Genomic DNA, 24184 nt, shown 5'->3' on the forward strand with positions numbered 1-24184 from the left:
CGCACCGCGTGGCGGCGGAGGGGGAATGTGGCGGGCCATCGCGCGTGTCCCTCAGGGGTCAGGCGGGCTGCAATTCGCGCGCCGCGGGTTGCGTGCCGCTTGCCGGGAGCGGCGCCGCGCCGTCGGCGCCGTGCACGGTCTGGAAGCGGCCGTCGCCGTTCAGCGCCACCTCGGTCACGCCGATCTGATCCTCCTCGCCGGCATGCCGGAACGTGGTGGTGATGCGCAGCCTGACGCTCGCCCGCTCGGGGGTGCCGGAACCGCGGCCGATATCGGCGCGCACCAGCGCGCTCCAGCCGTCGAGCATCTGCCCGTCGCCCGGCGAAATCGCCACGTCGCCGACCGCGCCGCCCTGCCACGCCCAGTCGATCGTCACCGGCGCCGACGTGCGGCCGCTCGGCCCGTCGATGTACGGCCAGTCGTCGAGGGCGATGCGCTGACCGGTCATGCGCGGCTGGCCGGCACCGCCCGCCAGTGCATTGGCGGGCTGGACCAGCCCGGCCAGTTGCGCAAGATCGTAGCTGCGCCCGTCGCGACTCTCGGTGCGCCGGGTCAGGCTCACGCCGAAGCCGAATTCGCCGCCCGCGGCCGGCGGCTCGACGCCGAGCGCGTAGCCCGCGCCCGCCGCGCTGCCGCGATTGATCAGGTGGCCGAACGTGCCGCCCGCATGCATGAGCTGGATCACGCCGATGCCGGCCGCGGCCTCGTATTCCGACACGAAATCCTCGTAAGTCATGATGTAGCGGCTGCCGGTCGCGTGAGTCGGCGGCAGGGTCCGCGCGCCGGGATGGCCCGGCGTGCCGACCACGCGGTCCAGCGGATCGGTGATCCGCACGAAATACGCGTCGCCGCTGCGATACATGCCCGTCACCACCACCGCATGGAAGAAGTTGACCGGCGCGCGCACGACTTCGGCGACCCAGATCGGCCCGTTGGCCTCGAGCAACCGCCGAAAGCCTTCGGGCGCGAAGCATGCATTGGGTTCGACCGTGAGACTCGACGCCCCGGCGAAGACCGCCACCTCGGCCGGCTTCAGGCCATCCTGCATCTGGCGCTCGAGGCTGATGCAGCGCGCGAGCAGCGCCGGGTCGACGCTCTGGTTGTCGCGCCAGCCGATCACCATCGACGCGGCCGTTGCCCAGCACCCCATGTCGGTAGGCTGCGGGGTCAGCTGCACCTCGTCCCAGTTCACCGTCCAGTCGTCGGCGCCCAGCGCGCGCGCGGTGCCCGGCGCGACCGACAGCGCCTGGCCGATGCCGAAGAAGCTGCGGCTCGGGATCGGCGCCTTCAGGTGGCCGACATACGCGAGCGTTCCCGGGGTCATCGTGCCGGTCGACAGGCTGGCGAGATCGCCCGGCGGCACCCAGTGCGGCGGCACGCTGACGATCGGCTTGCCCGCGTCCTGGAAGGACTGGGCGACCAGTTGCGAGCAGAAGAAGTTGTCGGTGTCGGCGCCTTCGCCGAGCTCGATGCGGCCGACGAAACGGCGGCAGCGCTCCGCCGCGTCGCCCGACAGCAGTTCGCACGCGTGGCGATCGATCAGGTAGCCGCCGCAGCGGACCAGCCCGACATAGTTGAAGCCGCGATCGAGGTAGCGCGCGGCGGCATCGGCGACCTGCCGCTTCTGCGTATCGGTCAGGCCCGGCACCCGGAACGCGACCGCGAGGCGCGCGTCGGCCAGCGCATCCGCGAGCGGGCGCAGCTGGACCCCGCCGGGAATCGCCTCGATCACCTGCCCGCCTTGCCCGACATAGAGCATCGCATGGCTGACCTCGGCGCCCGAGCCGGCACGAATGACGCCCGAGCCGGGATTGCCGGTGGTGCTGAGAATGATGTCGCCGATCTCCAGCGCATCGGTGCCGATCGACAGGCCGCCGACGCCCGGATCGAGCGGAATGTCGTCGCCGAAGCCGCGGGCGGCGAGCCCCAGCGCCTGGCCGGCCGACTGCGGCTGGCAGGTGCGGCTGTTGACCAGCCGCATGAAGTAGTCCCAGTCCCAGTTGCCGTCGGGGCACGCGGTATGGCCGGTCGAGGTGTCGGCCTCGCGATGGCCCATGATCGTGGTGCGATTGATCGGCAGCTGATACTTGTCGCACAGCGACGCGACCAGCGCCGCCGAGGTTTCGTACTGGAGCGGGGTCGGCGCCAGCGCGTCGAAATGCTGGACGGTGCCGTTGCGGCGCGGGTAGTCGGCGCCGCCGCGCTTCACCGCGATATGCTCGATGCCGATGCTGCGCTGGTTCGAGCCCTTGCAGTGCCACGCCGTGTCGGCCTCGGAAACGAACTGGACGACTTCGCCCGCCTGCCCGACCAGGTAATGCGAACTCACCTTGGACGCGGCATTGGTGAAGGTATTCACCACGTGCTGCACGGTGGGCACGTCGGCGATGTGGATGATGATGCGGTCGATCGTCCTGCTGCCGCGCCCCTCGTCGAAATTCGGGCTGGCCGCGGTGCGCGTGACGAGACTGTTCTCGCGCGCCCCCAGCGCCAGCGCACTGGCCGTTGCGGACGGCTCGGCGGCCGCTTCGTCGTCGCTGTACGGCGGCGTATCGATGCCGTACGCCTCCGGGTCGTCGCTCAGGCTGCGCGACCACGCGAGCGACGCCGAGGTGGCGATCGTGCCCGACGCGGCGCGCGATACGCCGACGAAGATGCTGACCGGGCTGCCGACGCTGACGCCGGCCGACAGCGTGACGCCGACGAATTCGTTGCGGGCGTTGAACAGCGCCGAGATGCCGCCCGCCGGGGCCTCGCCGATCATCACGCCCACGGATGTGCCGGCGCCCGCGAAATCGTCGATATGCCCGCGCAGCAGGCTGATCTGGCCGGTGACGCTCGCCGACACGATGAAGCCGAAGTCGAGCTCGCCCGCCGCGAAGGCGCCGATGTCGTCGCCATTGGCGTCGAAGATGAGGCCGACCGAGCCCGAGCCCCCGGCTTCCAGCCCGGCGCCCGCGCCCGCGCCGATCGAGACCGACAGGCCGTTGCGCATCGCGACCGGCAGCAGCAGCAGCAGCGACGCGGTGGCCGGATTCGCGCTCAGCATCGCGCGCAGCGCGGCCCGCTCGACGGTCGAGAGCTTGCGCGGCCGCGGCCAGGTAAAGCTGCGGCGCTCGCCGGCAAGGCGGAACTCGGCATCGTCGCCCATCCCCTGCGAGACGGGCGCCGGCGCGGCGGCGGGCGCCGGTGCCGGCGCAGGAGGGATCGCTGCGACCGGCGCGGCAGCGTGCAGCGGCGGCAGCGGGCCGAACCCGTCGTCGTAGTGGACGTCGTGATGCGGCGCAGCGGCCTCGACGCCCGGCTGCGGCGCGGCGGGAACGGCTGCCGGTGCGGTTGGCGCCGGCACGGCGGTGGTGCCCGGCCGGGTGCCGTCGCCGGCCCAGTTCAACAGCGGGCTCCTGACGCCGCCCCCCCCGCGCGTCGGGAACATGAGCACCCTGCGCAACCCCCGGTCGCTGAGCCCCGACAGCGACACGTACGGGCTGTCGGCATTCGGCAGGACGTCCACCGTCCACGCATCGGCATCGGGCGATGCGGCGGTGGCGAGACCGAACCACAGCCGGCCCGCGCCCGCGAAGCGCGCCAGCACCGCGGGCGGCACCATGAACACCGCTTCGCCGCGCGGGATCGCCAGCAGGCCGTCCTCGCGGCTGGTGTAGAACGTCGACGACGTGCGGCCTTCCTTGCGCACGAACAGCGCGGGATCGGTGGCGATCACCAGTTCGGCGACGCACGGCGCGTGGCCGACGCGAATCGTGAAGCCCAGCATCGGGAAGCGGTCGGTCACGACCATGCGGTTGGGATGGAGTTGCGCTGCCATGTCGTGTCCTCAGCTCTGGTTTTGATCGGGCTCGTCGCGACGGCCGCCGAGCATCGGCTTGCTGCGCGCATCGATCGCGCGCTGTTCGAATTCCTGCGGGGGAAGAATCGCCAGATCCGGTTCCGGTTCGGCGATGTCGGCAATGTCGGGGATGTCGTGGTGCGTCGCTTCGAACTGGGCGATCGAGCGCGCGAGCAACTGCGCCAGCAGCTTGGCGTGAACCGGGCTGACCGCGATGCGGCTCATCAACTGGACGTTGCCGGACTGCGGCTCGACCTGTCCGGCATCGATCAGGAACTCGAACGCGTTATGCCCGACCTCGAAATAATTCGCATAACTGGCCAGCAGCGGCCGTGGCTGGCCGGCCGGCTGCGCCGGGTCCGGCGGGGCGTCCTGGAGTGGCTCGATGACGTGCACACGGCCTCCTTGCATGGCGACGGGCGGTCTGTCCGTCGATCTTCGCAAGGAGCGGGCCAACCCGCGCGCGCTGACGCAAGCGCATGATTTGCCGTGGAATTTCCCGGTCGGACCGGAATGCGTGAAGGCTGCCGGGCTGTACCATGTGACAGCCGCGCTGTCACACTGATGCAGTGTTGCCGGCGTCCAGGTTGTACTTGGCCAGCTTGCGGTACAGCGTCATGCGCGACCAGTTCATCTGGCGCGCCGCTTCCATCTTGTTCCAGTTGGTCTGGCGCAGCACCGAGACCAGCCGCTCGCGCTCATGTTCGCCGGCGGAAAAGTCCTGCACGAACAGGCGGCGAAACGCCGGCGGCAGATCGCCCAGCCCGAACGGGCGCCCTTCCGGCGCATCGATGAACAACGCCTCGACCAGGTTGCGCAGCTCGCGCACATTGCCCGGCCACGGGTAGTGCCGCATGCATTCGAGCAACGCCGGATCGGGCCGCCCCACCCGCATCGCACGCCGCTGGTTGTGTTCGGCGACGAAGTGATCGACGATCGACGCGATGTCTTCCGGCCGCTCCCGCAGCGGCGGTATCTCGATGCGCGCGACGTTCAGTCGATAGAACAGATCGGGGCGGAAACGGCGTTCGGCGACCAGGTCCTCCAGTCTTTCATTGCTGGCGGCCACGATCCGGACGTCGACCGCGCGTCGGCGCAGCGAGCCGACCGGCATCACCGTGCGGTCTTCGAGCAGGCGCAGCAGCTTGGCCTGGACGGCGGGCGGCATCTCGCTGACTTCGTCGAGGAACAGCGTGCCGCCGTCGGCCTCGACGAAGCGGCCGGGAAACGCGTTTTGCGCGCTGGTGAAAGCGCCACGCTCGTGGCCGAACATCTCGGATTCGAACAGGCTGTCAGGCACGGCGGCGCAGTTGACCGCGATGAACGGCTTGCCGGTGCGGGCGCTGAGGCGATGGACGGCGGCGGCGACGCGCTCCTTGCCGGTGCCGGTTTCGCCGGTCACGAGCACCGTCGTATCGGTCTGCGCGACCTTCGCCAGATAGCGGCGCAGGTCGGCCATCGCCGGGCTCGTGCCATGCAGCCCGAGTGACGTCGCCTGAATGCTTCCGGTCGTGCTCATGCGCGCGCCGCTCGGCTAGCAAACCGCTGACGGGTTATGCGCAGCCCCGATTTTCATCGCCACTTTCCCCCCGCTGGATATTGAGGAACAAGGCAACCATCCTCGATGGCGATTGTCGGCACGCGTTTAATTAGTACTTGGCGATGCGTATTGAATGGATAACCGCGTGTCCCGGCGCCGGCTGATAATCAGTGTAGTGTCATTATCGATATTCGTACAACCTGCCGACTACCGGCGCTTGCGCACGAAATGCCGGCCGCCGATGCGCCGGCGCAAAAAGCGAACAGGCCATTTCACGAATTTTTCATAATGGCATCGACTGGCCAACGAGTTTGGTCCGGGCATGCCGACTATCCACGGCTGGGTTGCCCACCCCGCATCGTGCGTTATCGCATACGCGGGCGCCGTGCCATACGAATCTCAGGGATACCCTCAGCCCGTCCGACGCGCACTCCGCACCGGCTCACGCGCCGGCATCTCGACCGCAGATTGCATGAACCGCTGATCGACCGTCGCGGAGATGCGTCGTGCGGTTTCGCACAGCGCGACGCCGATCTGCCTGATCGACATCGCCCCGGCCTCTCCGGAGAGCGCCAGATATGGGCAAGCGAGGATGGCGATTGCCGAGCCCGACTTGTCGACGATCGGCGTTGCGATATCCGTGATGCCGGGAATGCGCTCGTTCGGGCGGCAGATATAGCCGTCTGCCTGATGGGTCGGCAATGCTTCGTCACTGCGCGGCTGGTTCCACGACTCGACATCGTGCCCGACGGTACGCAGCAATCGGGTTCGCACGTCTTCGTCCTGCAAAGCCAGGTACATCTCGCCCGCGGCGCTGCCGTGCAGCGGAACGCGCGTGCCGGCCCGGACCGCCAGGTTCCATTCCGTTTCAGCGCCGGCCGTTGCGATGACAACCATCGTGTCGCCATCGAATACCGACAGGTAGCATGACTGAACAGTCTGCAACGCGAACTGCTGCAGGAGCGGCGTGACAAGCGCGCCGAGCGATCGTGTCGGCGCATGATGCTGTCCGAGAAAATAAAGCTTCATGGTCAGCGCGTAACGGTCGTAACGATCCACCCTGTAGATGTACCCCCGCTCCTCGAGCACCTGCATCATCCGATACAGTTCGCTCCGGCTGCGCTTCAACGCGCGGCAGATGTCCGCCTGCGCCATTCCGTACTCGCGACCGATGAGCAACTCGAGAATATCGAGGCCCTTCTCGAGCGCCGGCGCACGATAATGCGCTTTTTTCTTGAGACCCGAACCGTCGGGATCAACCGGATCTTCGTTTGGATTCCGCATGTGAAACGATGCCTCTGGAATTCAGCTCACTTGAGTCACGCCGGCGTGACCGCGCGCGTCATGCGGCGCTGCTGCGAATGCGGGAAAAGTATCGTGGACACCGCTCACGAAGGCCGGATCGCATGGATCACGCCGCGCAGGTTTCTGGATGACGCCTCCTTTACGCGCGGCAGCGCGGCATGCACCTGGTTGCGCAATTGCGGAAGCGCCGACACGAACCGGTCCAGTACCGCCGCCAGATGCGTGGAGCGCATCGCTTCCTCGGGCTTCAGCAAGAAGCTGTCCGACAGACCGAAATGACTGAAGAGCCCCTGGAACTTGTCCTGATAGGTCAACGCGGCGACAGGCACACCCATGCCAAGACTCGCGATCGCCAGATGCATGCGCCCGGTGACCACGCCGTCCACCTGCCCTGAAATGGCCTTCAGTTCCGCCGCCGACATCCTGGTGCGCGGGTAGCAAAGCCGCTCGCCCATCGTCGCGGCCAATGCGCGATGCAGCGGCTCGAGACAGGTATCGTCGCCGTCCCGGCCGCGATAGTCGTGGGACAGCAGCACGATGCCGATCCGATGAAGCGCCGCGAGTTCGCGAATGGCTGCCTGTGCCGACGCGACCAGCGCCGCGATATCGTCGTCGCTGGCCCGGCGGATCAGCATCGGGTGAAGGTTGAATGCGATCACGATGTCGCCGGCCGCGCGGCGCGCTTCGACCCACGCGGCCGTGCCCCTGACGCAATCGGACGAGTCGTCCGGCTGAAGCATGAAGGCGGAATCCGCGACGAGCTCCGCGCTCGCCGAACTGAAACGCCTGAATCGATCCAGCGACACGCCGTCGCGAACGTTGACCAGCAGCCGGGCGTCGATCCGATCGAATGCATGCCGCAAAGGCATGTACGGCAAGCGGTTGAAGCTGAAGCCGAGAATCGTGCCGTGCACGCCGCGTCGGACCAGCAGATCCGCCGTTGCCAGCAACCTCAGCGACGTAATGGGCGAATAGTAGCCGTCCATCACGTCGGCGCCGATGACGACCACCGCGCTGGGTCGCAGTGCGGCGAGCCGTTCGACCGTGTCCGTCAGGCGCCATGGCTCGTTCCATGCGTCGACCGCATGCAAACCGAGCCGGGTCGCCGCGTCTGCTGCCGCGGGCGTGGCCGTGACGACCGACACCTTCAATGCGCCGTTCGCCTGCCGCAACCGCTCGACGACCGCGCGCAGCATCGCTTCATCGCCTTTCGAGCCGACCAGCGTCCACGGATCGCACGGCAGGATCAGCAGATGGGCGCCGGATGCGCCGTCGTCGCCCGTGACGCGTCGCGCGGCCTCGCGACGCCACTGCATGGTCAATCGCTTCACATACAACCACACGCGAAGCCGCTGTTTCAAACCGGCCAGTTTCGACATGCTCTGTTCCCCTGAATGATTCTGTGGTTTCGACGGATGCAACCGTCAGGCCGGTGCGGCGACCGGCGGCCGCCGCCGGAGCGTGTCGCGAAGCACGCGAAGCTGCGTGTCGTGCCAGGCCCGCGCGCAATCGCGCGCCGCCGCGCCCTGGGCAATCCGATGCGCGCGGTCCGTCGCGAGCCGGACGACCGCATCCGAAAAGCCCTGCGGATCGCCGTCGCGCACGACGGTCACCCCGCTCAGGTCATGCTCGCCTAGGCCGCGCGCGCCGGTCCGGGTGCTGACGATCGGTACGCCGAGCGCCATGCTTTCGAGCAGCTTGATGTTGATGCCGGTGCCGAGCAGCATCGGATTGATCGAGATCGGCGCGATCGCGAATGCGTCGCCCAGCTCGGCGACGGGGCCGTGCTTGACGATATGCGGCCCGTCGGGGACGGCCGCGGCAATCGTGCCGGCGAGATGCAGGCGGAACGCCGGCAGCCGGGCCACGATACGCGGCAGGATCTCGTCGACGAAGTATTTGACGGCGTCGCGATTCGGCTGGTTGTCGCTGCCGAGGAAGGTCGCGTCGGCATGCGCGGCACAGTCCACCTGTGGCGGAAACGCCAGCAGATGACTCAGCACCGCGACCGCCGGGGTAACGCCGCTACCGAGACGCGCCGCCAGCAGGTCGCCTTCCTCGGCCTGGATGGCCAGCGCGACATGCGCGCGGCGCAATCCGTCGCACTCCCGTTCCGGCGGAATCGAAAACATGTAGCGCTTCGCGCCGGGGCGGCCGATGAACGGCACATGCCGGTCCGCAAAGATGTCGTGCGTATCGATGACCTTGACCACCGTATCGGGAAACGCATCGAGCGCGCGCGAATAAAACACGTATTCGACGAACACGGCATCGAATGCGTGGTGCTGCTGCAGCGCGCGCAATTGTGCGGTAAAGCGCTCGCTGAACAATTCGTCGAGCCCCGTGTAGTACGCATGTCGGCTGCCGGCCGCTTTCGCGGCGAGACGACGCGCCAGCCAGGCCACCCGCTTGACGCGATACAGCGCCAGCGCCAGGCCCGCGCGGCGCAATATCGACACGCAGTCGGCACCGAACTCCCGGCGATGCGCGTCAAGGTCCATGCCGCCCGTCTGGCGCGATTCCAGATAGACGAAATGCACGTCGCAGCCGAGCGATTTGACCGCCCGCGCGAGATTCAGCACGCGACTGCGATTGCCGGCATTGACGGGAAACAGCGGAATGGGCGAGACGATGGCAACTTTCATGAGGCGTTTCCTTTGGGCGGAACCGGCGGCGGCGTGCCGCCCGGCACACCGTGACGAATGGCGATGAAGGTGCCGACGCGCACGGACTGTCCTCGCGCGAATCCGACGCCGTGGACATAAATGCCCTTCTCGTGATCGGCGTCATACGCGAACGGGCCGCCCGGGACAGGCAGCCATTCGAATCGCGCGTCGTCGAGCGTGTGCGCAGGCGTGTCGGTGCGCAGCGTCATCGGCGGGTAGGCGCCCAACCGCACGGCCGCAGCGCCAGCACCACCCGCACCGCCGCCTTCCGGCACACGCACCGACGCGTAGAGATCCCAGCGCCCGTCGCGCGGCAGCTTGTCGAGCTTGAGCTGGATTGCCCAGACGCCCGAATCGCCGCGTATCGCTATCGCGGCGCCGTCGAGCGCCGTGGGGTCGGCCACCACGCGCGCGCTGTCGTAAAGATTCACACGCGAAACATCGATCGCGCGCCAGTCGCTGTCGGCGAGGCCCGCCACGAGCGGCGGCGCAACGACCGGATGCCGGTCGAGATCGAGCAATGCGCCGAGCGCCGCGAGATTGCCGCTTTGCCGGTACTGACGAACGCCCGCTGCCGAGATTGCCGCGTCGAAACGCGCGCGCCGCGCGCGGATATCGAGGTCCCAGCCTTCCTGCGCGGCGCGCGCCGCGTAGCGGTCGCGCAGCGCCAGGATCACGAAATCGAGCGGCATGCGCGCCTGGCGAACGCGCGCGCTACGCACGGCATCGCCGTCGACAGCACGGGCGGCCGCATCGAAATCCCATTCCGACTGGCGGACGAAGTCGTACGTGTACATCGACATGCCGACCGGCGTCTGTTCGGCCAGCACGTCGCCGCTCGCGCGCAGCGCGGCGTGCATGCGATCGATGTAGCGCACGACGGCCGGGGCAGCCGCGCCGTAATAGGCGTCGCAATATTCGCGGACGAGCGTGCGCGGATCCGCAGTCGGCGTCCAGAGCAGCCGGGCGATCAACCACACGCGCAGGCTCGCGAATTCGCCGCCGCGCGACTGCCAGTCGCCTTCCGCGAAGTAGCCGTCGACGCTCGGCAGCGTGGCGAGCCACGCGATGCTGCGGCCGATCGGATAGAGATTCGGCGTCGGCTGGATGTAGCCGCCGAAGTTCACGACGTGATCCCACACGGTGACGTGCCGCGCGATGTCGCTCCATTTGCGCAGACCATCGCGCAGCGATGCGTTTCGGTCCTCATTCAGCGCGACGCCGTAGTCGACCTGGATCGTCATCGGATACACGCGAACGTAATCCGGGACCTGCATGCCGTCCGGCGGCGTGAAGCCCCAGTGATAGGCCGGCATTGCAAACCGCGCGCCGGGAACCTCCTGCCGGACCCGCGCCGCCACGTCCCGCACCATATCGAGAAACGCCGCCGACGGCGCACCGCCATGTGCGTCGGCAAACGCGCGGCTGGCTGCGTCCAGGTCCCAGCCCCAGTCCATGTCGCGGATGCCGAACCAGATGCGGCTCGGGTCGGGTTGCCGCTTCAGGCGCGTCACGATCCCGGCCGCCATCGCGGCGCGGACGTCGGCCGACATCATCGCGAGTTGCCCGCCGGCATACCAGGCGGGATGCGCGGCCGCATACCGGTCACGCGGCACGAGCGTCCAGAAATCCGCGTCGCCGTCCCGCGCGAGCCAGCTGCGATCCCACATGTCGATACCGGGCGGGGAAGCGCGATACGACGTGCCGTGCGACTCGCCGTTCAGCAGGTTGTGCGCGCGGAACGGCTTGTCCTCCCCTTCCGCGCTCAACACCTCCCGATACGCGAAGCGCGGAACCTGCCGGACGGGCGCCGTGTCGACGCGCAGCTCGGCCTGTCGCGGCACCTCGGTCGCGTCGGGCGCGAGCCACTTCACGCCGAGCTTGCGGTCGAGCCACCAGTACGCGCCGAACAGCGTGCCGCGCGGGGTTTCGCCGGCCACGACGAGGTCGTCGCCGCTGCGGCAGACGACGAAGCCGTCGCTGCCGAGCGGCGCCGCGTGTGCCGACCGGCATCGTTCCGCCGCATGCTCGCCGCCGACGACAATGGCCGGCGTCCGGTCTTGCGCGTCGTCCGACACGGCGAACGACGCACCGCTGATTCGCGACAGGTAGTCGGCAATCTCGTCCGCCGCATGTCGCGTCACGGCATCCGTCGCACCGGCGCGAACGAGGTAGCGCGCGACGCCATCCCGCGCGAGCAGCACGCGCGGCGCCGACACCGGCGGCTTTCCGGCGACGACGTTCGCGTCGTGCGGCGGCCGCACCGGCTGCGCGCAATCGCCGCCGCGTGCGGCCATCGCGCACAATGCGACAGCCGCGGCACGCACGGCGACACGAACCGGCGCAGCAGGCCTCATTACCGTGCGATCCGCGAGATGCCGGGCGGCAACGACAGCGGCACGTGGAACTTGCGGTAGAACCGCCACAGGCTGCGCAGATGATGCCGCCCCGCTCGCGACACGGGGCTCGCCGCCGACTGTCGTTGATGATCGTGCACGAGCGTGACGCCCGGCATGCCGAGCACCCGATAGCCGGCCAGCCAGGTCCGCGCGCACAGATCGACATCCTCCATGTACAGGAAATACGATTCGTCCATGCCGCCGAGCGACTCGAACAGGTCGCGCCGCACGACGAATCCCGTTCCCATCACCCATTCGGCATCGAACGGGTTGCCGCACGACCATGCATCGATCATCAGGTGCTGGTTCATCCGCGCGCGAAAGCGGCCCGAGCGGCCGAGCGCGGTGCGTCGCGCGACGATGTCGAGCCAGCTGTAGAACCGTCGCGCCGAGTACTGGCGCCGGCCGTCGGGATACTGCAGGTCGAGCCCGACGAGCCCGGCCTCCGGTCGTGTCTCGAACAGCTCCAGCACTTTCGCCAGCCCGTTCTCGCTGAAACGCGTATCGGGATTGACCACCAGCACGTAGTCGCGCCGACAGGCGGCCATGCCGAAGTTCACGCCGGAGCCGAAGCCGCGATTGCATGCCGCGCGCAGCAGCCTGACGCCGCGCGGCAATGCGTGCCGCAACCGCGTGTACGAGTCGTCCGGCGACGCATTCTCGACGACGACGATGTCGTCGGCGAGTGCGACGCGCAATGACGTCAACGACGCCACGCATCGTATCGTCAGGTCGGGCGTGCCGTAATTGACGACGATGACGCTGATTCTTCCTTCGGTTTCCATCGTGATACCCCGCGCCGTGGTTGATTGTGTCGGCCGGTTTGCCCGGCTCTGTTCGTTGACATGCGCGTCATGCCGACGCGCCGACCTGCTCGACGAGTTGCCAGAACCTGCGCGCCGACGTATCCCAGTCGAACCGGCGGATCTGCTCCCGGCCCCGCGCGACGAGCGTGTCTCGCCACACGGCCTCGGTGCCGAGCCGGCGCATCGCGACCGCGATGTCGGCGACCGACAACGGGTCGACGAGCATCGCGGCGTCACCCGCCACTTCCGGCATCGCCGACACGCTCGAGGTCAGCACCGGCACGTCGGACGCCATCGCCTCGAGAATCGGCAGGCCGAAACCTTCGTACTGCGACACGAACGCGACAAACAGCGCGCCTCGATACAGTTTCGGCATCGCATCGTTCGGCAATACCCCCGCGAATACGAGGCCGTCCGCGCATCGGTGCCGCGCGGCGTGCGCAAGCAGCGCCGGGTCGGGGTCGCCGGTCAGCATCAGACGCACGCCGAGCGGCAACAGCCCGCTCGCGCCGAATGCCGCGATCAACCGGTGCAGGTTCTTGTAGTTGCGCCGGTTACCCGGATAAAGCACGTACGGAAACGGATAGCCGAGCGTGTCGCGGTTGCGTCGGTATGCAGCGTCGGTCCCGTTGTGGATCACGTGAACGCGATCCGGCGGCATGTCCGACCAGCGGAGGAATTCGTCGCGCGTGAACTCGGACACGCAGACGATCGCGGTGCAACGCCGGTACAGCGGACGGAGCACCGTGTCGTAGTAGAAGCGGTGCGCGCGCGTATAGAAGTGGCGATGCGTGAGGTCGTGCACCACGACCACCGACGGGAAATCGGGCGACGCGGCCGGGACGAACCCGGGATTCCAGAACACGGCGTTGCGGGCCGGCAGCCGCCTCAGCGCGCGGCTCAACGCGAGCGGCGACAGCGGGTGCGCGACACTGCCGCCGACCGGCAGCGGCTCGATGCGGACGGTCGACGGCGCGCGCTCGGCATAGGCCGCCATCACGTTGTGGATGCCGGTTCCAACCGGCCAGCGCGTGTCTGTATAGACCGTGAGGGGCGCGCGCCCGGTGCGCTCGGCACGGTCGGTGCATTCGGTCGAAGCGGTGAGGATCGTGCTCATCGTTCAATCCATCCAGCCAAGCAGGCGATGCGACGCGGCGATCCAGTAGTACTTCGCACGCCGCGGATTGCGGCGCACGCATGACAGCAGGCAGCCGGCGACCGGCCGCGCGATCATGTAAAGGACGTAGGCGAGCGGATAACGATTGATGCGCAGCACATGCCCGAACCCGCGGTTGTAGCGCCGGCCGCGCGCATACGCATGCTCGTCGAGCACGGCGAGCGGTTCGGGATGATGGACGCGCAGATGCGGGTCGTAGTCGATCCGGCACCCCGCCTGCAACGCGCGCACCAGAAAGTCGACTTCTTCCCCCGCTCCCCAGCGCGTGGTCGCGCCCACGCCGAGGTCCACGTCGAACTGCCCCGCCGCATGCACCGCGGACCGGCGCAGGAAGATCGTGTACGACGTCGCGCACACCCATACGTTGAAGCGGTTGACGGTCTGCGCCGAGGTCGCCCACCGTCCTTGCGACGGCCGGCCCGCGGCATCGACGCTCATGCCCGTCACGCCGTCCAGCATTCTGTCCGCGGACAAGCGCGCCGCGACCGCATGGAGCGTCCCGGGCCGATACCAGCAATCGTCGTCGGGGAACCCGACCACGTCGCCCGTCACGGCCTTCAGGCCGACGTTCGTCGCCCGCGACTTGCCCTTGTCGGATCGCAGATGGACGATCGTCAGCCGGTCGCGATACCGGTCGACGATCCGCTCGACCCGGTCGTCCGGGTTCTGGTCGACGACGATCACTTCGAGGTCGGCGTAGGCCTGCCGCAGCAGCGAATCGAACATGCGCTCGATCTCGTCGCTACGGCCGAGCGTCGCCATGATGAGAGAGAATTTCATCGCGTAGGTCCGGACGGGAAAATGGATCGGGGCCGCAACACGCGCGGCACAGCGCGCGCTTTCCGGCGTGCCGCCCGCGGAACGAACGCGAACGACGCGAGGTAGCCGACGAACAGGTATGACGTTTCGCTCTGGTGCATCGGGTTGATCAGCGACCATGCCGCGATCGGCGCGAGCAACACCATCGCGCGCCGGCCCTGGCCGAGGCCCGCAAAGAACACCGCCCATGCGAGCAGCCCGATCGGGCCGGCCACCAGCATCAGATCCAGCGGCGCGCAAAACACGGCGCTCGTGCCCTCGCCGAGCCCGCGGACGGCGACGGCCGAGTGCGAGAAGTAATGCTCGACGAAGCCGAAGCCGTGACCGATCCAGTCGCGGCCGACCAGCTTGATCGATTCCATGAAGGCAAGCCCGCGCTCCTGTTGCAGCCGGACCTGAAGCTGGTCGCCGGTCAGTTCGCGCGTGAACATGTACAGATAGAACCCGGCCCCGGCGGCCATCGTCAGCACTTTCGCGAAAAAATGGCCGCGCACCTGCAGCAGGATCACGATCGCGCATGCGATCAACACCGTCTTCGATTCGCTCAGCAGCGTCACGACGAGTGCGAGCGCAACGAACTTCACGACGTCGGGAATGCGGCGTGACGACTGCAGGAAACAGGCGTAGGCGGTCAGGAAGAAAAACGCCGCGAACCAGTTGCGCTCCTTGAACGAACCGTGAATCGCGTTCTGCATGAAGTCGACTTTTTCGTACAGCACCGGGACGTCGAAATACTGCAGCGCGTACTGAAACGCCAGGAACCCCGCGATCGCGACATAGCCGAACGGCAACGGCCGCGTGCGTGCCCGCGCGCCGTAATAGCGGCCGATCAAATAGAACGCCGGCATCACGAACCCGAATTTCACGATCTGCTCGGTCGCCTTGAAACGCGGATAGCCGGACAGGAACGTCGTCGACAACGCGACGCCGACGAACAACGCAAAGGCCCAGATTTCCCACGCGCCGACGCGGATCCGGCGCCGCACCAGCAGCACCGGCAGCACGAGCACCGCGAACAGCTGACCGAGTTGCGCGCCGCCGATCTTCAGGAACTGGATCGAACTCAGCAGCAGCAGCACGAGCAGGACCGCGTCCGCGAGGTCGAAGCGCACCTGCGGCCCGCTCGTCGCCCCACCGAGTGACGACGCGCGTTGCCGCGGCACCTGCAGCGCGAGGCGGCTCATGTCCGTTGCCTCGCATCGCGTAATGCGATCAGCATCGCCACGGTTTGCCGGGCGGCCTGACGACGCAACGTCCAGGTTGCGCCGACATAAGCGGCGCCGAAGGCGACGATCAGCAGCGGCAACCTGACCAGGGCCGGCACACCGCCGAGGTGCGCGCCAAGCCGCGATACGATCAGCGCGCAGCCGAACGCAATCAGATACGGCGGCACCAGCCGACCCAGCAAGCGGCCGGGATCGATCGACAGCTCGACCACGACGGCACCGAAGCTGAGCGGCGTGATGAACAGCACCGCGCCGACATACAGCCACGCCAGCCCGGCGACGTCGTGCGACGGCAGGCAGACCATCGCGCCCAGCACCAGGACGAGCTTCACGACCGTCAGCCACATCGTGACGTTCGGCCGCCCGCGTGCCGACAGGAATGCACCGTTGACGAACTGGACCGTCTGAATCGCGCCGAGCCCCATCAGCGGCGTCATGATCGCGGCACTGTCGGCCCAGCGCGCGCCGAACAATACGACCGTGATGTCGTGGCTCGACACGGCCATCAGCACGAACAGCGGCGCCGCGACCATCGCGGCAAGCCCCGTGACGTCGAGGTAGGTGGCCGCCATTTTCCCGGCGTCGTGCGCGACACGCGACAGCACCGCGAGCGCGACGTCGGTCGCGGCGCGGCACAGCAGTTCCAGCGCCGTCTGGTACAGCCGCGCCCCGATCGCATAGATGCCCAGCCCGGCCGCGCCGTACAGCGCGACGACGATCAGGTCCACGGTGCGTGTCGCGCACCAGTCGATCAGCCTCGACGCAACGACGTGACCGCCGAAGCGCGCAATGGGCCAGAACGTCGACGCGTTCCGGCGGCCGCGCGGACGCCAGACCGGTCTGCGCCAGAGCCAGAGCGCGGACATCGTCATGAAGGTCGCCGCCTGCGCAATCAGGCTCCACGCACCGGCGCCCGCGATCGCCAGCGCGACCGCCACGGCGCCTGCGACGCTCACCGAGCCGAGTTGACGCATCGCCAGCGTACGGAAATCCAGCCGCCGCTTGTACAGCCCCTCCTGGAACGAACTCGCCGAACCGATCGGCACGAACACGCACGCCACCCGCAGATACGGCGCCAGGCCCGGTACGCCCAGCCACGTTTCGACGCGCCCGGCGAGGACGAACAGCGCGACCGCGAGCACGATCGCCATGCCGATCGAGCACACGAACGGCCATTCGAGATCGTCGTCGTCGAGCGACGCGCGCTGAACCAGCGCGTCGCCCAGGCCGCCCTCGGCGATCATCAGGACCAGCGACAGCGACAGCGTGACCGCGGCCGCAAGCCCGACGTCCGCCGGGCCGAGCCAGCGCGCGACCAGCAGATAGGTGACGAGCGTGACGAGCTTGCCGCCCCATGCCTGCACCAGCGCCCACGCGAGGCTTCGCACCGTGCGCGCACCGAGCCGCTCGCCGGCGGGCGACGCGCGGTCGCTCGCGGCGCGCAGCGCGATGTCGCGAATCGCGGGCTCAGTGCTCGGTTTCATACGCGTATTTCCCTTCGCCATACGCGCCGTAGACGGCCTGGCGCCGCGGCACGTCGTTCAGCACGACGCCGCTGATCGCGATGCCGGCGTTGCGCAGGCGACGCTCCGCCTCGCGGATCTCTGGCATCGAACTGCGCCCATGCCGGACGCACAGCAGCGTCGTCGCGCCGTGGCGGCCGATGGTCGCCGCATCGTGCAGCGCGAGGATCGGCGCCGTGTCGACGATGACGATGTCGTAGAGACGCGCTGCCGTGTCGAGCAGCAACTTGAAGCGGCCGTCGTTGAACAGCTCCGACGTGCGGGCGACGGCACCGCGCGCGAGCACGTCGACGCCGGCGACCGCCGATTTCTGGACGCCGCGCTCGAGCGTGCCGCTCGCGATCGCGTCGGGCAGGCCGGGCGCAGCCGGCAGCCCGAAGTGGCGATGCGACTGACCGCGGCGAATATCGGCATCGATCAGCAGCACGCGCTTGCCGCCCGACGCGAACAGCGAAGCCAGGTTCGCGCAGAGGAACGATTTGCCCGCACTGGGCTGCGGGCTCGTGACCATGATCACGTTGTGCCCCGACTCGGACATCGTGAACTGCAGCGTCGTGCGCAGGCTGCGGATCGCGTCGACGGTCACGTCCTCCGGAATTTCCGATGCGAGAACATGCGCGCCCTGTCCCGCATGCTGCTGGTTGCGCACGAGACGCCGCTGCTCCCGGCTATGCGGCACCACCGCATAGACCGGTACGCCCAGCGCCTGCTCGAGGTGCTCGGAATGTTCGACGCGGCCCCATACCGCCCGCTGGGCGAACGGGGCGGCGATGCCGAGGGCGATCCCGACACACAACGACAGCGCGACCAGCAGCAGGCGCCTGGGCTTGACGGGCTTCACCGGCAGGACCGGCAAGTCGACGGCGCGGACATTGCCGATCTCGCTGCGCCTGGCGATCTCGAGCTGTTGTCCGGTGTTCAGCAGGTTCGTATACAGCTCGGTGTTGACGCGCACGTCACGCAGCACGCCGAGGCCCTCGCGCTCCGTATCGGGCAACCTGGCTTCGAGCGCCTTCAGCTCCTTCGCCTTGCCCGCCAGTTCCGCCAGGTTGGCGTCGAGCGCCTGCACGGCCGGATGGCCGTCGGCGAACCGCGCGATCAGGTCGACGCGCTTTTGCTTGAGTTCGAGCGTGCGCGTCTCGATGTCCACTTCCTGGCCGAGCAGCAGCTTGCCCTGTTCGTCGAGATCGACCGTCCCCGTGCGCGCGCGAAACGCCGCGTATTTGTCCTCGGCATCCTTCAGCGCCTTCATGACGGTCGGCATGCTGCTCTTCAGCGATGCCAGCGTCGCGGCGGCCTCCTCGCTCCGGTACTCCTTGTTCTGCTGGACGTAGCCGTCGACCACGGCCCGCAGGATGTCCCGGATGCGGGTCCGGTCGTCGCCCTCGAGCGTGACGGTCAGGATGCCGGATTGCTTGGCCTTTTCCTCGACGGTCAGATCGTCCTGGAGCTGGGAAACCGCTTCGAGCTGCGGGATGCGCCTGAGCCGAAACGCCGTGCCCGGCCGGGCGTCGAGGGCCGCGACCAGCAGCGTCAGCGGCTGCGCCTTGTACTGCCCGTGCGCCGGCACGCCGACCTCGCCTTTCAGCACGACGTCGCCGTCCTCGTCCCTGACCACGTAGCGTCCGCCGCCTTCGGCGGTCACGTCGAACCAGAGCCCGTCCAGCGCGTCGATGCCGTCGTGGCTCTTCTTGCCGGCCGTCTCGAACGTGACGACGTCGAATCGCTCGCCGCCCCAGGCAAACCGCGACAATCCCCAAAGCGGTCGCGCCACGCCGTCGTCCCGATAGCGACGCGCGACCCAGCGGCCGATCAACGGGACATAGCGCGGTTCGGCGATGAGGTTCAGATGCTGCTTCGTGACGACCGAGTCGATCACCATGCGCGCGCGCACGAGTTCGAGTTCGGCAGCGGTCGTGCTCCCGTTGTCGAGCAACGCCGCGATGTCGTGCAACGGCGAATTGCCCGCCGTGGTCGATTCGTTGACCTGGATCGTCGCGTCGACCCGATAGACCGGCGTCGCGAATACGACATACAGCAGCCCCAGCAGGAACACGCCGGCCGCGATGCCCAGCACCATGCGCCACCGGGCCAGCACGATGTCGACGTAGGACGAAAGGGGCGCATCGTCGTACAACGCCGCGTCGTACAGCCGTGCATCGGAAAGGTCTGTCATGGCAAATCCAGTGTCGATCGGGTTCCGGCGGTTCATTTCGCGACCAGCGCGCCGGTCATGCCGGCATTGATGGCGGGCAACAGCAGCGACAGCACGCGGCTGAGTCGGACGAGGCCGTTGCCGTCGACATAAACGACGTCCTTCGGCGCCAGCCTGAAGTCGTTCGCGAGCACCATGGCGACCGGCGACTTCGCATCGAGATGAAACACGTCGGGGGTACTCGAGCCGCGCCCGCGAATCACGTAGACCTGCGCCGTGTCGGCGGTGCCGCTGTTGAAGCTGCCGGCTTGCTGCAACGCATCGCCGAGCGTCAGCGAGCCGTCGCGCAGCGGCAGCGCGAGCGTCGGCTTCGCGACCTCGCCCATCACGAACGCGCCGTTGTCCTCGCGCGACTGCACGCGCAGCACGTCCCGGTTGCGCAACAGGATGCTGGCCGGGTCGATGCGTCGTGCGACGAGCCGGGACAGGTTCAGCACGTAATGCTCGTCGCCGCGCATCAGCTCGATGCGGCTCCGATCGGCCGTCGGCTGAAGCCCGCCCGCGCGATCGATGGCCTCGATCAGCGTCATCGGCACGTCGTTGATCGGCTGGACGCCCGGATTGCGCACCTCGCCTTCGACGTAGACCTGCTGGCTGCGGTACGACGTGACGCGCACGGTGACTTGCGGGTCGCGGAAGGTTTTCGTCAACGCGACGCGGAACGCATCGCGAACCTCGGTCGTCGTCCTGCCCGAGACCGCGAGCGTGCCGACATAAGGAAACTGCACGCTGCCGGTTTCATCGACGACGAAGCCGCCGACGGGGTCGCTCTGCCGTTGTGTCGACGACGACTGATTCGTCGGCGCCGCCGCGGAAAGTTCGGGGTGATCCCACACCGTGATCTGCAACACGTCGCCGGCGCCGATCCGATAGCCGCCCTTCGCGCGCTCGCGCAACAGCGCGTCGACGTGCCCGGTCGAGTCGCTGTCGTCGCGCATCGATTGCAGCAGGTTGACGTCGATTTCCCGGATCGGCACATCGAGCGACTGCGCCGGTTCGCCGTTTCGCGCGCTGGCCACCGGCAATTCCTGCGAGCCGGTCATCCGCATGCCGGGCGCAACGGCGCATGCCGTCAGGAACACGGACAGCACGAGCGGGGCCAGCGCGCGGCCCCGTCTGCTGCCTGTCGATACACCGTCGAATGATTTGCCCATTGCTGCCTCGTATGTCGCGCTGTCGTCAATTCCGTCCGTGGCACCGTGCTCGCGGATGTGTTCATTTCGTCGCGTGAGGGTTTGGCCTGCTTCGCCCTCATGCCGCACCGCCCGGTCGATCACCATGACGAACGGGACCAGGGCGACGCCATGCCCGGCCAGTCGTCTGTCGCGTTGTCGTTCCCGCCGCGCGGCCGAATCGGGACGCGTGCCGCGCCGCGCGTGCGATGCGCCGCCGGCATGCCCAGCGCGTCGATCGACAACGCCCGCATCTGCCGCTCGATCGGCAGCGGCGCGTAGTTGCCGACCGCCGGCGCCGCGACGCCCGACGCGACCGCCGGCTTTGCGATCGATCCGCGCCACGGATTCGAGGTCTGGGACGCGCTATCCGCGAGGCCCGCGATCCACCGCGGCGCGTTCGTCGAAGGGCGCGCTACCGGCGCATTGCCGTGCGCAGCCGATGCACACGACAGGCCGATGAGCATCGCGAGTCGACCGACATGGCGTCGCATCAGCCGTGCCCCCGTGCGGCAGCTGCGGGAATCCGCGCGATCCAGTGCGCCACCGCGCGCTCGATGTGGCGCGCCACGGCATCGAACACTTGCGCCGACTTGCCGACCGGATCCGCGATATCGCATTTCGCGGCATGGTCGAGCTGGAAGACGCGACCGCGCGCGAACGGGTAACGGCGCTCGATCTCGCGACACTGCACGAGCGTCATCGCGAGGATCAGCTGCGATGCGCGCACGTGGCCGAGATGCACCGGTTGCGCGATATGCGACGTGATGTCGAAGCCGCGTTCGCGCATCACGTCGATCGCGGCCTGTGCGGCCGGCCGGCCCGCCAGCGCGATCAGTCCTGCACAACGCACCTGCACGGACGGCAGCGCGCGTGCCAGCATCGCGCTCGCCATCGGGCTGCGGCATGCGTTGCCGTCGCAGACGACCAGAATGCGTTCGATCATGGCCGGGCTCAGTACGCGTTCGGATGGACGAAGCCCTTCAGCACCGTGGCGGCGACAATCTTCATGTCGAGCCCGAAGGACCAGTTGCGCAGGTAATAGAGGTCGTGCTGGACACGGCTGACCATCTTGTCGAGGTGATCCGTCTCGCCGCGATAACCGTTGACCTGCGCCCATCCGGTGATGCCCGGCTTGATCCGGTAGCGATGGATGTATCCCTCGACGAGCGGCCGGTACAGATCGTCGTGCTCGATCGCGTGCGGTCTCGGCCCGACGACCGACATGTCGCCGCGCAGCACGTTGAAGAACTGCGGCAGCTCGTCGAGGCTGGTGCGACGCAGGAACGCGCCGACGCGCGTGATGCGCGCATCGCCCCGGGTCGCCTGGCGTACGATGCCGGCCGGTTCGGCGTGCACGCGCATCGTGCGGAACTTGTAAATCCTGAACACCCGGCCATCGGCGCCTTTCCGGTACTGCGTAAACAGCACCGGGCCCGGGGACGACAGCTTGACCGCCAGCGCGATCAGGCCGAGCAGCGGCGCCAGCGCGACGAGCGCTGCCGCCGCGAATACCCGGTCGAACAGCGCCTTCTGCATCAACGCGTGATGCGACATCGGCGATGCGACGAGGTTGATCGCCGGCATGCCGACGAGATCCATCATCGTTCCACCGAGCAACGCGATGCTGCACATGTCCGGCATGAAGCGGATATTGATCAGATCGTCGCCGAACGTCTTCAGCACGCGCCGGATCGTCCGTTCCTCGGAGATCGGCAACGCGAGCCAGATTTCCGTCGCGGCTTCGGCACGCACTGCCGCGGCGAATTCGGTGAAATCCGCGATCGCCGGGATGATGCCGCTGGACGATCCCGCGGGATCGTGGAGCACGACGGCGCGAAACCCGCTTGCCGGCGACAGCGCAAGCGTTTCGATCACACGCACGGCATGCGCGCCGTTACCGACGATCGCCACCTTGCGAAGATTCAGGCCCGCGTGCCTGACGCGCGCGAGCATCGTATAGGCAGCCAGGCGAATGACGATGAATCCGCATCCCGCGATCGCCGTCCAGTAGACGAACCACAGCCGCGACACCTGATCGGCGCGATGCATCGCGAACAGCAGCACGAGGTTGCATGCCTGCACGGCGACCCATGCGGCACTGATGCGGCTGATCATCGCGATCCACGACCGCCCGCGCCACGACTGGTACACCTGACATGCCGGAAAGACGGCGAGCGTCAGCATCGCGACAAACGGGACGACCATCGCGTCAGGCCGGCCGAGCGTATCGCCATCGAACCGCACGTGCGACGCGGCCGCCGCTCCGAGCACCACCACGAGCGCATCGAGCAGGCGCGCGATAATCGACTGAAATCCGAACATGGATATTCTCCAGGCGGCGCATGGTGGCGCCTTATTTGCGGTCAAACGCGTCCGTGCCGCTCACCACGCCGACGGACATTTCCCGAGCGACGCCGGACATGCTCCGCCCTCGGTATCCCGATGCATCGACAACACTCATCCCGGGCGTCATTGGCCCGTCGATGAATTAATCAAGAAATTCGCATTCCTATATGAAATTGAATGCGCCTTTATCGAACCGACGGTTCAATTCACGCCGGGAATCCAGACCGCGGACGAACTACCGGTTACTTGGGCTCACGCCCCCGCGCCGATGCATGGCCGCCGCAAGGACGCGTCAACACGATTCGGCATGGCAATGGAAATGCCGCGCCCGAACCATCCTGAATGGATCGGCGAATGGACGCGATTTATCGATTGAATGTCCGGAATCGACCGCTTCGCCCCCGCGTCGCGTCCGGATATAGGAGTGTTGATCTGATTCATGATTGGTCTAGCGTTATGGTATTAACTACTTCTGCACATGGCATTTGACGCACGATCCGTGCCACCGAGACGTTCTCTCGTGCTGCAGCGCGGAAAATCCTCGATAAACCAATGACCTATGTCCCAAATTTGAAAGGTATGAATAAATCAAAATAATCCTGTGTAACGTTTGCGCGACTGCGGCGTTCGCAGACGTTACGTAACGACACGCCGTAACGCGGCCGACATGAACGGCATTCGGGAGGCTCAGGTCGCTGTCATGTGCATTGCCATCGACAGGCGCACGTCTCTTCCGCGCGCGCTTGGCCGTGCGAGTCCGGGGCTGGGGCCGGGCCCGGTCAGGGCCGCAACGACCACGGACCGATTTCGTTGCCGACATGCGGGAGAGGGATGCGGATGCTCGCGAATAAGGGCTGAATCGAGGCGAGTCATTTCTCGAAGCAGGATCGGGCTTCGAGCTTCAGTTACCGGAAATAGAGGTAGACATTCGAGTTCTGACACGGCATGAGCGTTGTTCCCGATTTCCGCCGGGAAATGGCCGATGCGGCAAGAGAGACGTATGGCGCGCTTCTTTCATCGCCTCCGGGCGATTTTTTTTAATGCGTGTGCCTTTTATATCGACAGGGGCATAATTTCCGGCTCACCTGCGGCCAACTCTGCGGACACCCCATCCCGGGCTTGCAGCTTCGAATGCCGCACGTT

The 24184-nt window shown here is 67.5% G+C and carries 18 protein-coding genes; 1 reads left to right on the forward strand and 17 read right to left on the reverse strand.

Annotation, left to right across the window (positions count from 1 at the left end; translation table 11 throughout):
• Positions 1–58: 58 nt before the first annotated feature.
• The 17 genes from MRS60_RS34740 to MRS60_RS34820 all read right to left on the reverse strand — a co-directional run bounded on the left by MRS60_RS34740 (position 59) and on the right by MRS60_RS34820 (position 23017).
• A complete protein-coding gene (locus tag MRS60_RS34740) occupies positions 59–3823 on the reverse strand; it encodes an N-acetylmuramoyl-L-alanine amidase (RefSeq protein WP_243567115.1) in 3765 nt (1254 codons plus the stop codon).
• A gap of 9 nt (positions 3824–3832) precedes the next feature.
• Positions 3833–4240 (reverse strand): DUF3467 domain-containing protein, encoded by a 408-nt coding sequence (locus tag MRS60_RS34745; protein ID WP_034185053.1) that lies wholly within the window; start codon positions 4238–4240, stop codon positions 3833–3835.
• A gap of 160 nt (positions 4241–4400) precedes the next feature.
• The gene (locus tag MRS60_RS34750) at positions 4401–5363 is read right to left on the reverse strand and encodes a sigma-54 interaction domain-containing protein (protein ID WP_105391481.1); all 963 of its coding nucleotides are present in this window, start codon (positions 5361–5363) and stop codon (positions 4401–4403) included.
• 432 nt (positions 5364–5795) lie between these two features.
• On the reverse strand, positions 5796–6668 hold the full coding sequence (locus MRS60_RS34755; protein ID WP_243567119.1) for an IclR family transcriptional regulator: 873 nt from the start codon (positions 6666–6668) through the stop codon (positions 5796–5798).
• 104 nt (positions 6669–6772) lie between these two features.
• On the reverse strand, positions 6773–8068 hold the full coding sequence (locus MRS60_RS34760) for a polysaccharide pyruvyl transferase family protein (protein WP_243567121.1): 1296 nt from the start codon (positions 8066–8068) through the stop codon (positions 6773–6775).
• A 45-nt stretch (positions 8069–8113) separates the two neighbouring features.
• Positions 8114–9334 (reverse strand): glycosyltransferase, encoded by a 1221-nt coding sequence (locus MRS60_RS34765; RefSeq protein WP_243567122.1) that lies wholly within the window; start codon positions 9332–9334, stop codon positions 8114–8116.
• Positions 9331–11652 (reverse strand): DUF4838 domain-containing protein, encoded by a 2322-nt coding sequence (locus tag MRS60_RS34770; RefSeq protein ID WP_243567124.1) that lies wholly within the window; start codon positions 11650–11652, stop codon positions 9331–9333. The genes MRS60_RS34765 and MRS60_RS34770 overlap by 4 nt, the downstream gene beginning before the upstream one ends.
• 59 nt (positions 11653–11711) lie before the next feature.
• Positions 11712–12539 (reverse strand): glycosyltransferase family 2 protein, encoded by an 828-nt coding sequence (locus MRS60_RS34775; protein ID WP_034185023.1) that lies wholly within the window; start codon positions 12537–12539, stop codon positions 11712–11714.
• Between the two features lie 67 nt (positions 12540–12606).
• Positions 12607–13677, reverse strand: a complete 1071-nt coding sequence (locus tag MRS60_RS34780; RefSeq protein ID WP_243567126.1) for a glycosyltransferase family 4 protein — start codon at positions 13675–13677, stop codon at positions 12607–12609.
• 3 nt (positions 13678–13680) lie between these two features.
• Positions 13681–14517 carry a glycosyltransferase family 2 protein gene (locus MRS60_RS34785; RefSeq protein WP_243567128.1) on the reverse strand — a complete coding sequence of 279 codons (837 nt, stop codon included), beginning with the start codon at positions 14515–14517 and terminating at the stop codon, positions 13681–13683.
• A complete protein-coding gene (locus MRS60_RS34790) occupies positions 14514–15740 on the reverse strand; it encodes a hypothetical protein (protein WP_243567131.1) in 1227 nt (408 codons plus the stop codon). Before MRS60_RS34790 ends, MRS60_RS34785 begins: the two co-directional genes overlap by 4 nt.
• Positions 15737–17266, reverse strand: a complete 1530-nt coding sequence (locus tag MRS60_RS34795) for an oligosaccharide flippase family protein (protein WP_243567132.1) — start codon at positions 17264–17266, stop codon at positions 15737–15739. Before MRS60_RS34795 ends, MRS60_RS34790 begins: the two co-directional genes overlap by 4 nt.
• Entirely contained in the window at positions 17250–19481 is a 2232-nt protein-coding gene (locus MRS60_RS34800) for a polysaccharide biosynthesis tyrosine autokinase (RefSeq protein WP_131947599.1), read from the reverse strand. Before MRS60_RS34800 ends, MRS60_RS34795 begins: the two co-directional genes overlap by 17 nt.
• 32 nt (positions 19482–19513) lie before the next feature.
• Positions 19514–20674, reverse strand: coding sequence for a polysaccharide biosynthesis/export family protein (locus tag MRS60_RS34805; RefSeq protein ID WP_243567134.1), 1161 nt, complete (start codon positions 20672–20674; stop codon positions 19514–19516).
• A gap of 119 nt (positions 20675–20793) precedes the next feature.
• Positions 20794–21159 (reverse strand): hypothetical protein, encoded by a 366-nt coding sequence (locus tag MRS60_RS34810; protein WP_243567136.1) that lies wholly within the window; start codon positions 21157–21159, stop codon positions 20794–20796.
• A gap of 26 nt (positions 21160–21185) precedes the next feature.
• Positions 21186–21638 carry a protein-tyrosine-phosphatase gene (locus MRS60_RS34815; RefSeq protein WP_034185017.1) on the reverse strand — a complete coding sequence of 151 codons (453 nt, stop codon included), beginning with the start codon at positions 21636–21638 and terminating at the stop codon, positions 21186–21188.
• 8 nt (positions 21639–21646) lie between these two features.
• Positions 21647–23017, reverse strand: a complete 1371-nt coding sequence (locus MRS60_RS34820; RefSeq protein ID WP_243567138.1) for an undecaprenyl-phosphate glucose phosphotransferase — start codon at positions 23015–23017, stop codon at positions 21647–21649.
• Between MRS60_RS34820 and MRS60_RS34825 the strand changes: the two genes are divergently transcribed.
• Positions 23016–23417: a hypothetical protein gene (locus MRS60_RS34825; RefSeq protein ID WP_152604016.1), complete on the forward strand. Its 402-nt coding sequence runs from the start codon at positions 23016–23018 to the stop codon at positions 23415–23417. The two genes, MRS60_RS34820 and MRS60_RS34825, sit on opposite strands and share 2 nt — an antisense overlap.
• Positions 23418–24184 lie beyond the last annotated feature (767 nt).

Origin of the sequence: Burkholderia pyrrocinia (assembly GCF_022809715.1) — a bacterium.
GTDB classification, from domain to species: Bacteria; Pseudomonadota; Gammaproteobacteria; order Burkholderiales; family Burkholderiaceae; genus Burkholderia; species Burkholderia pyrrocinia_C.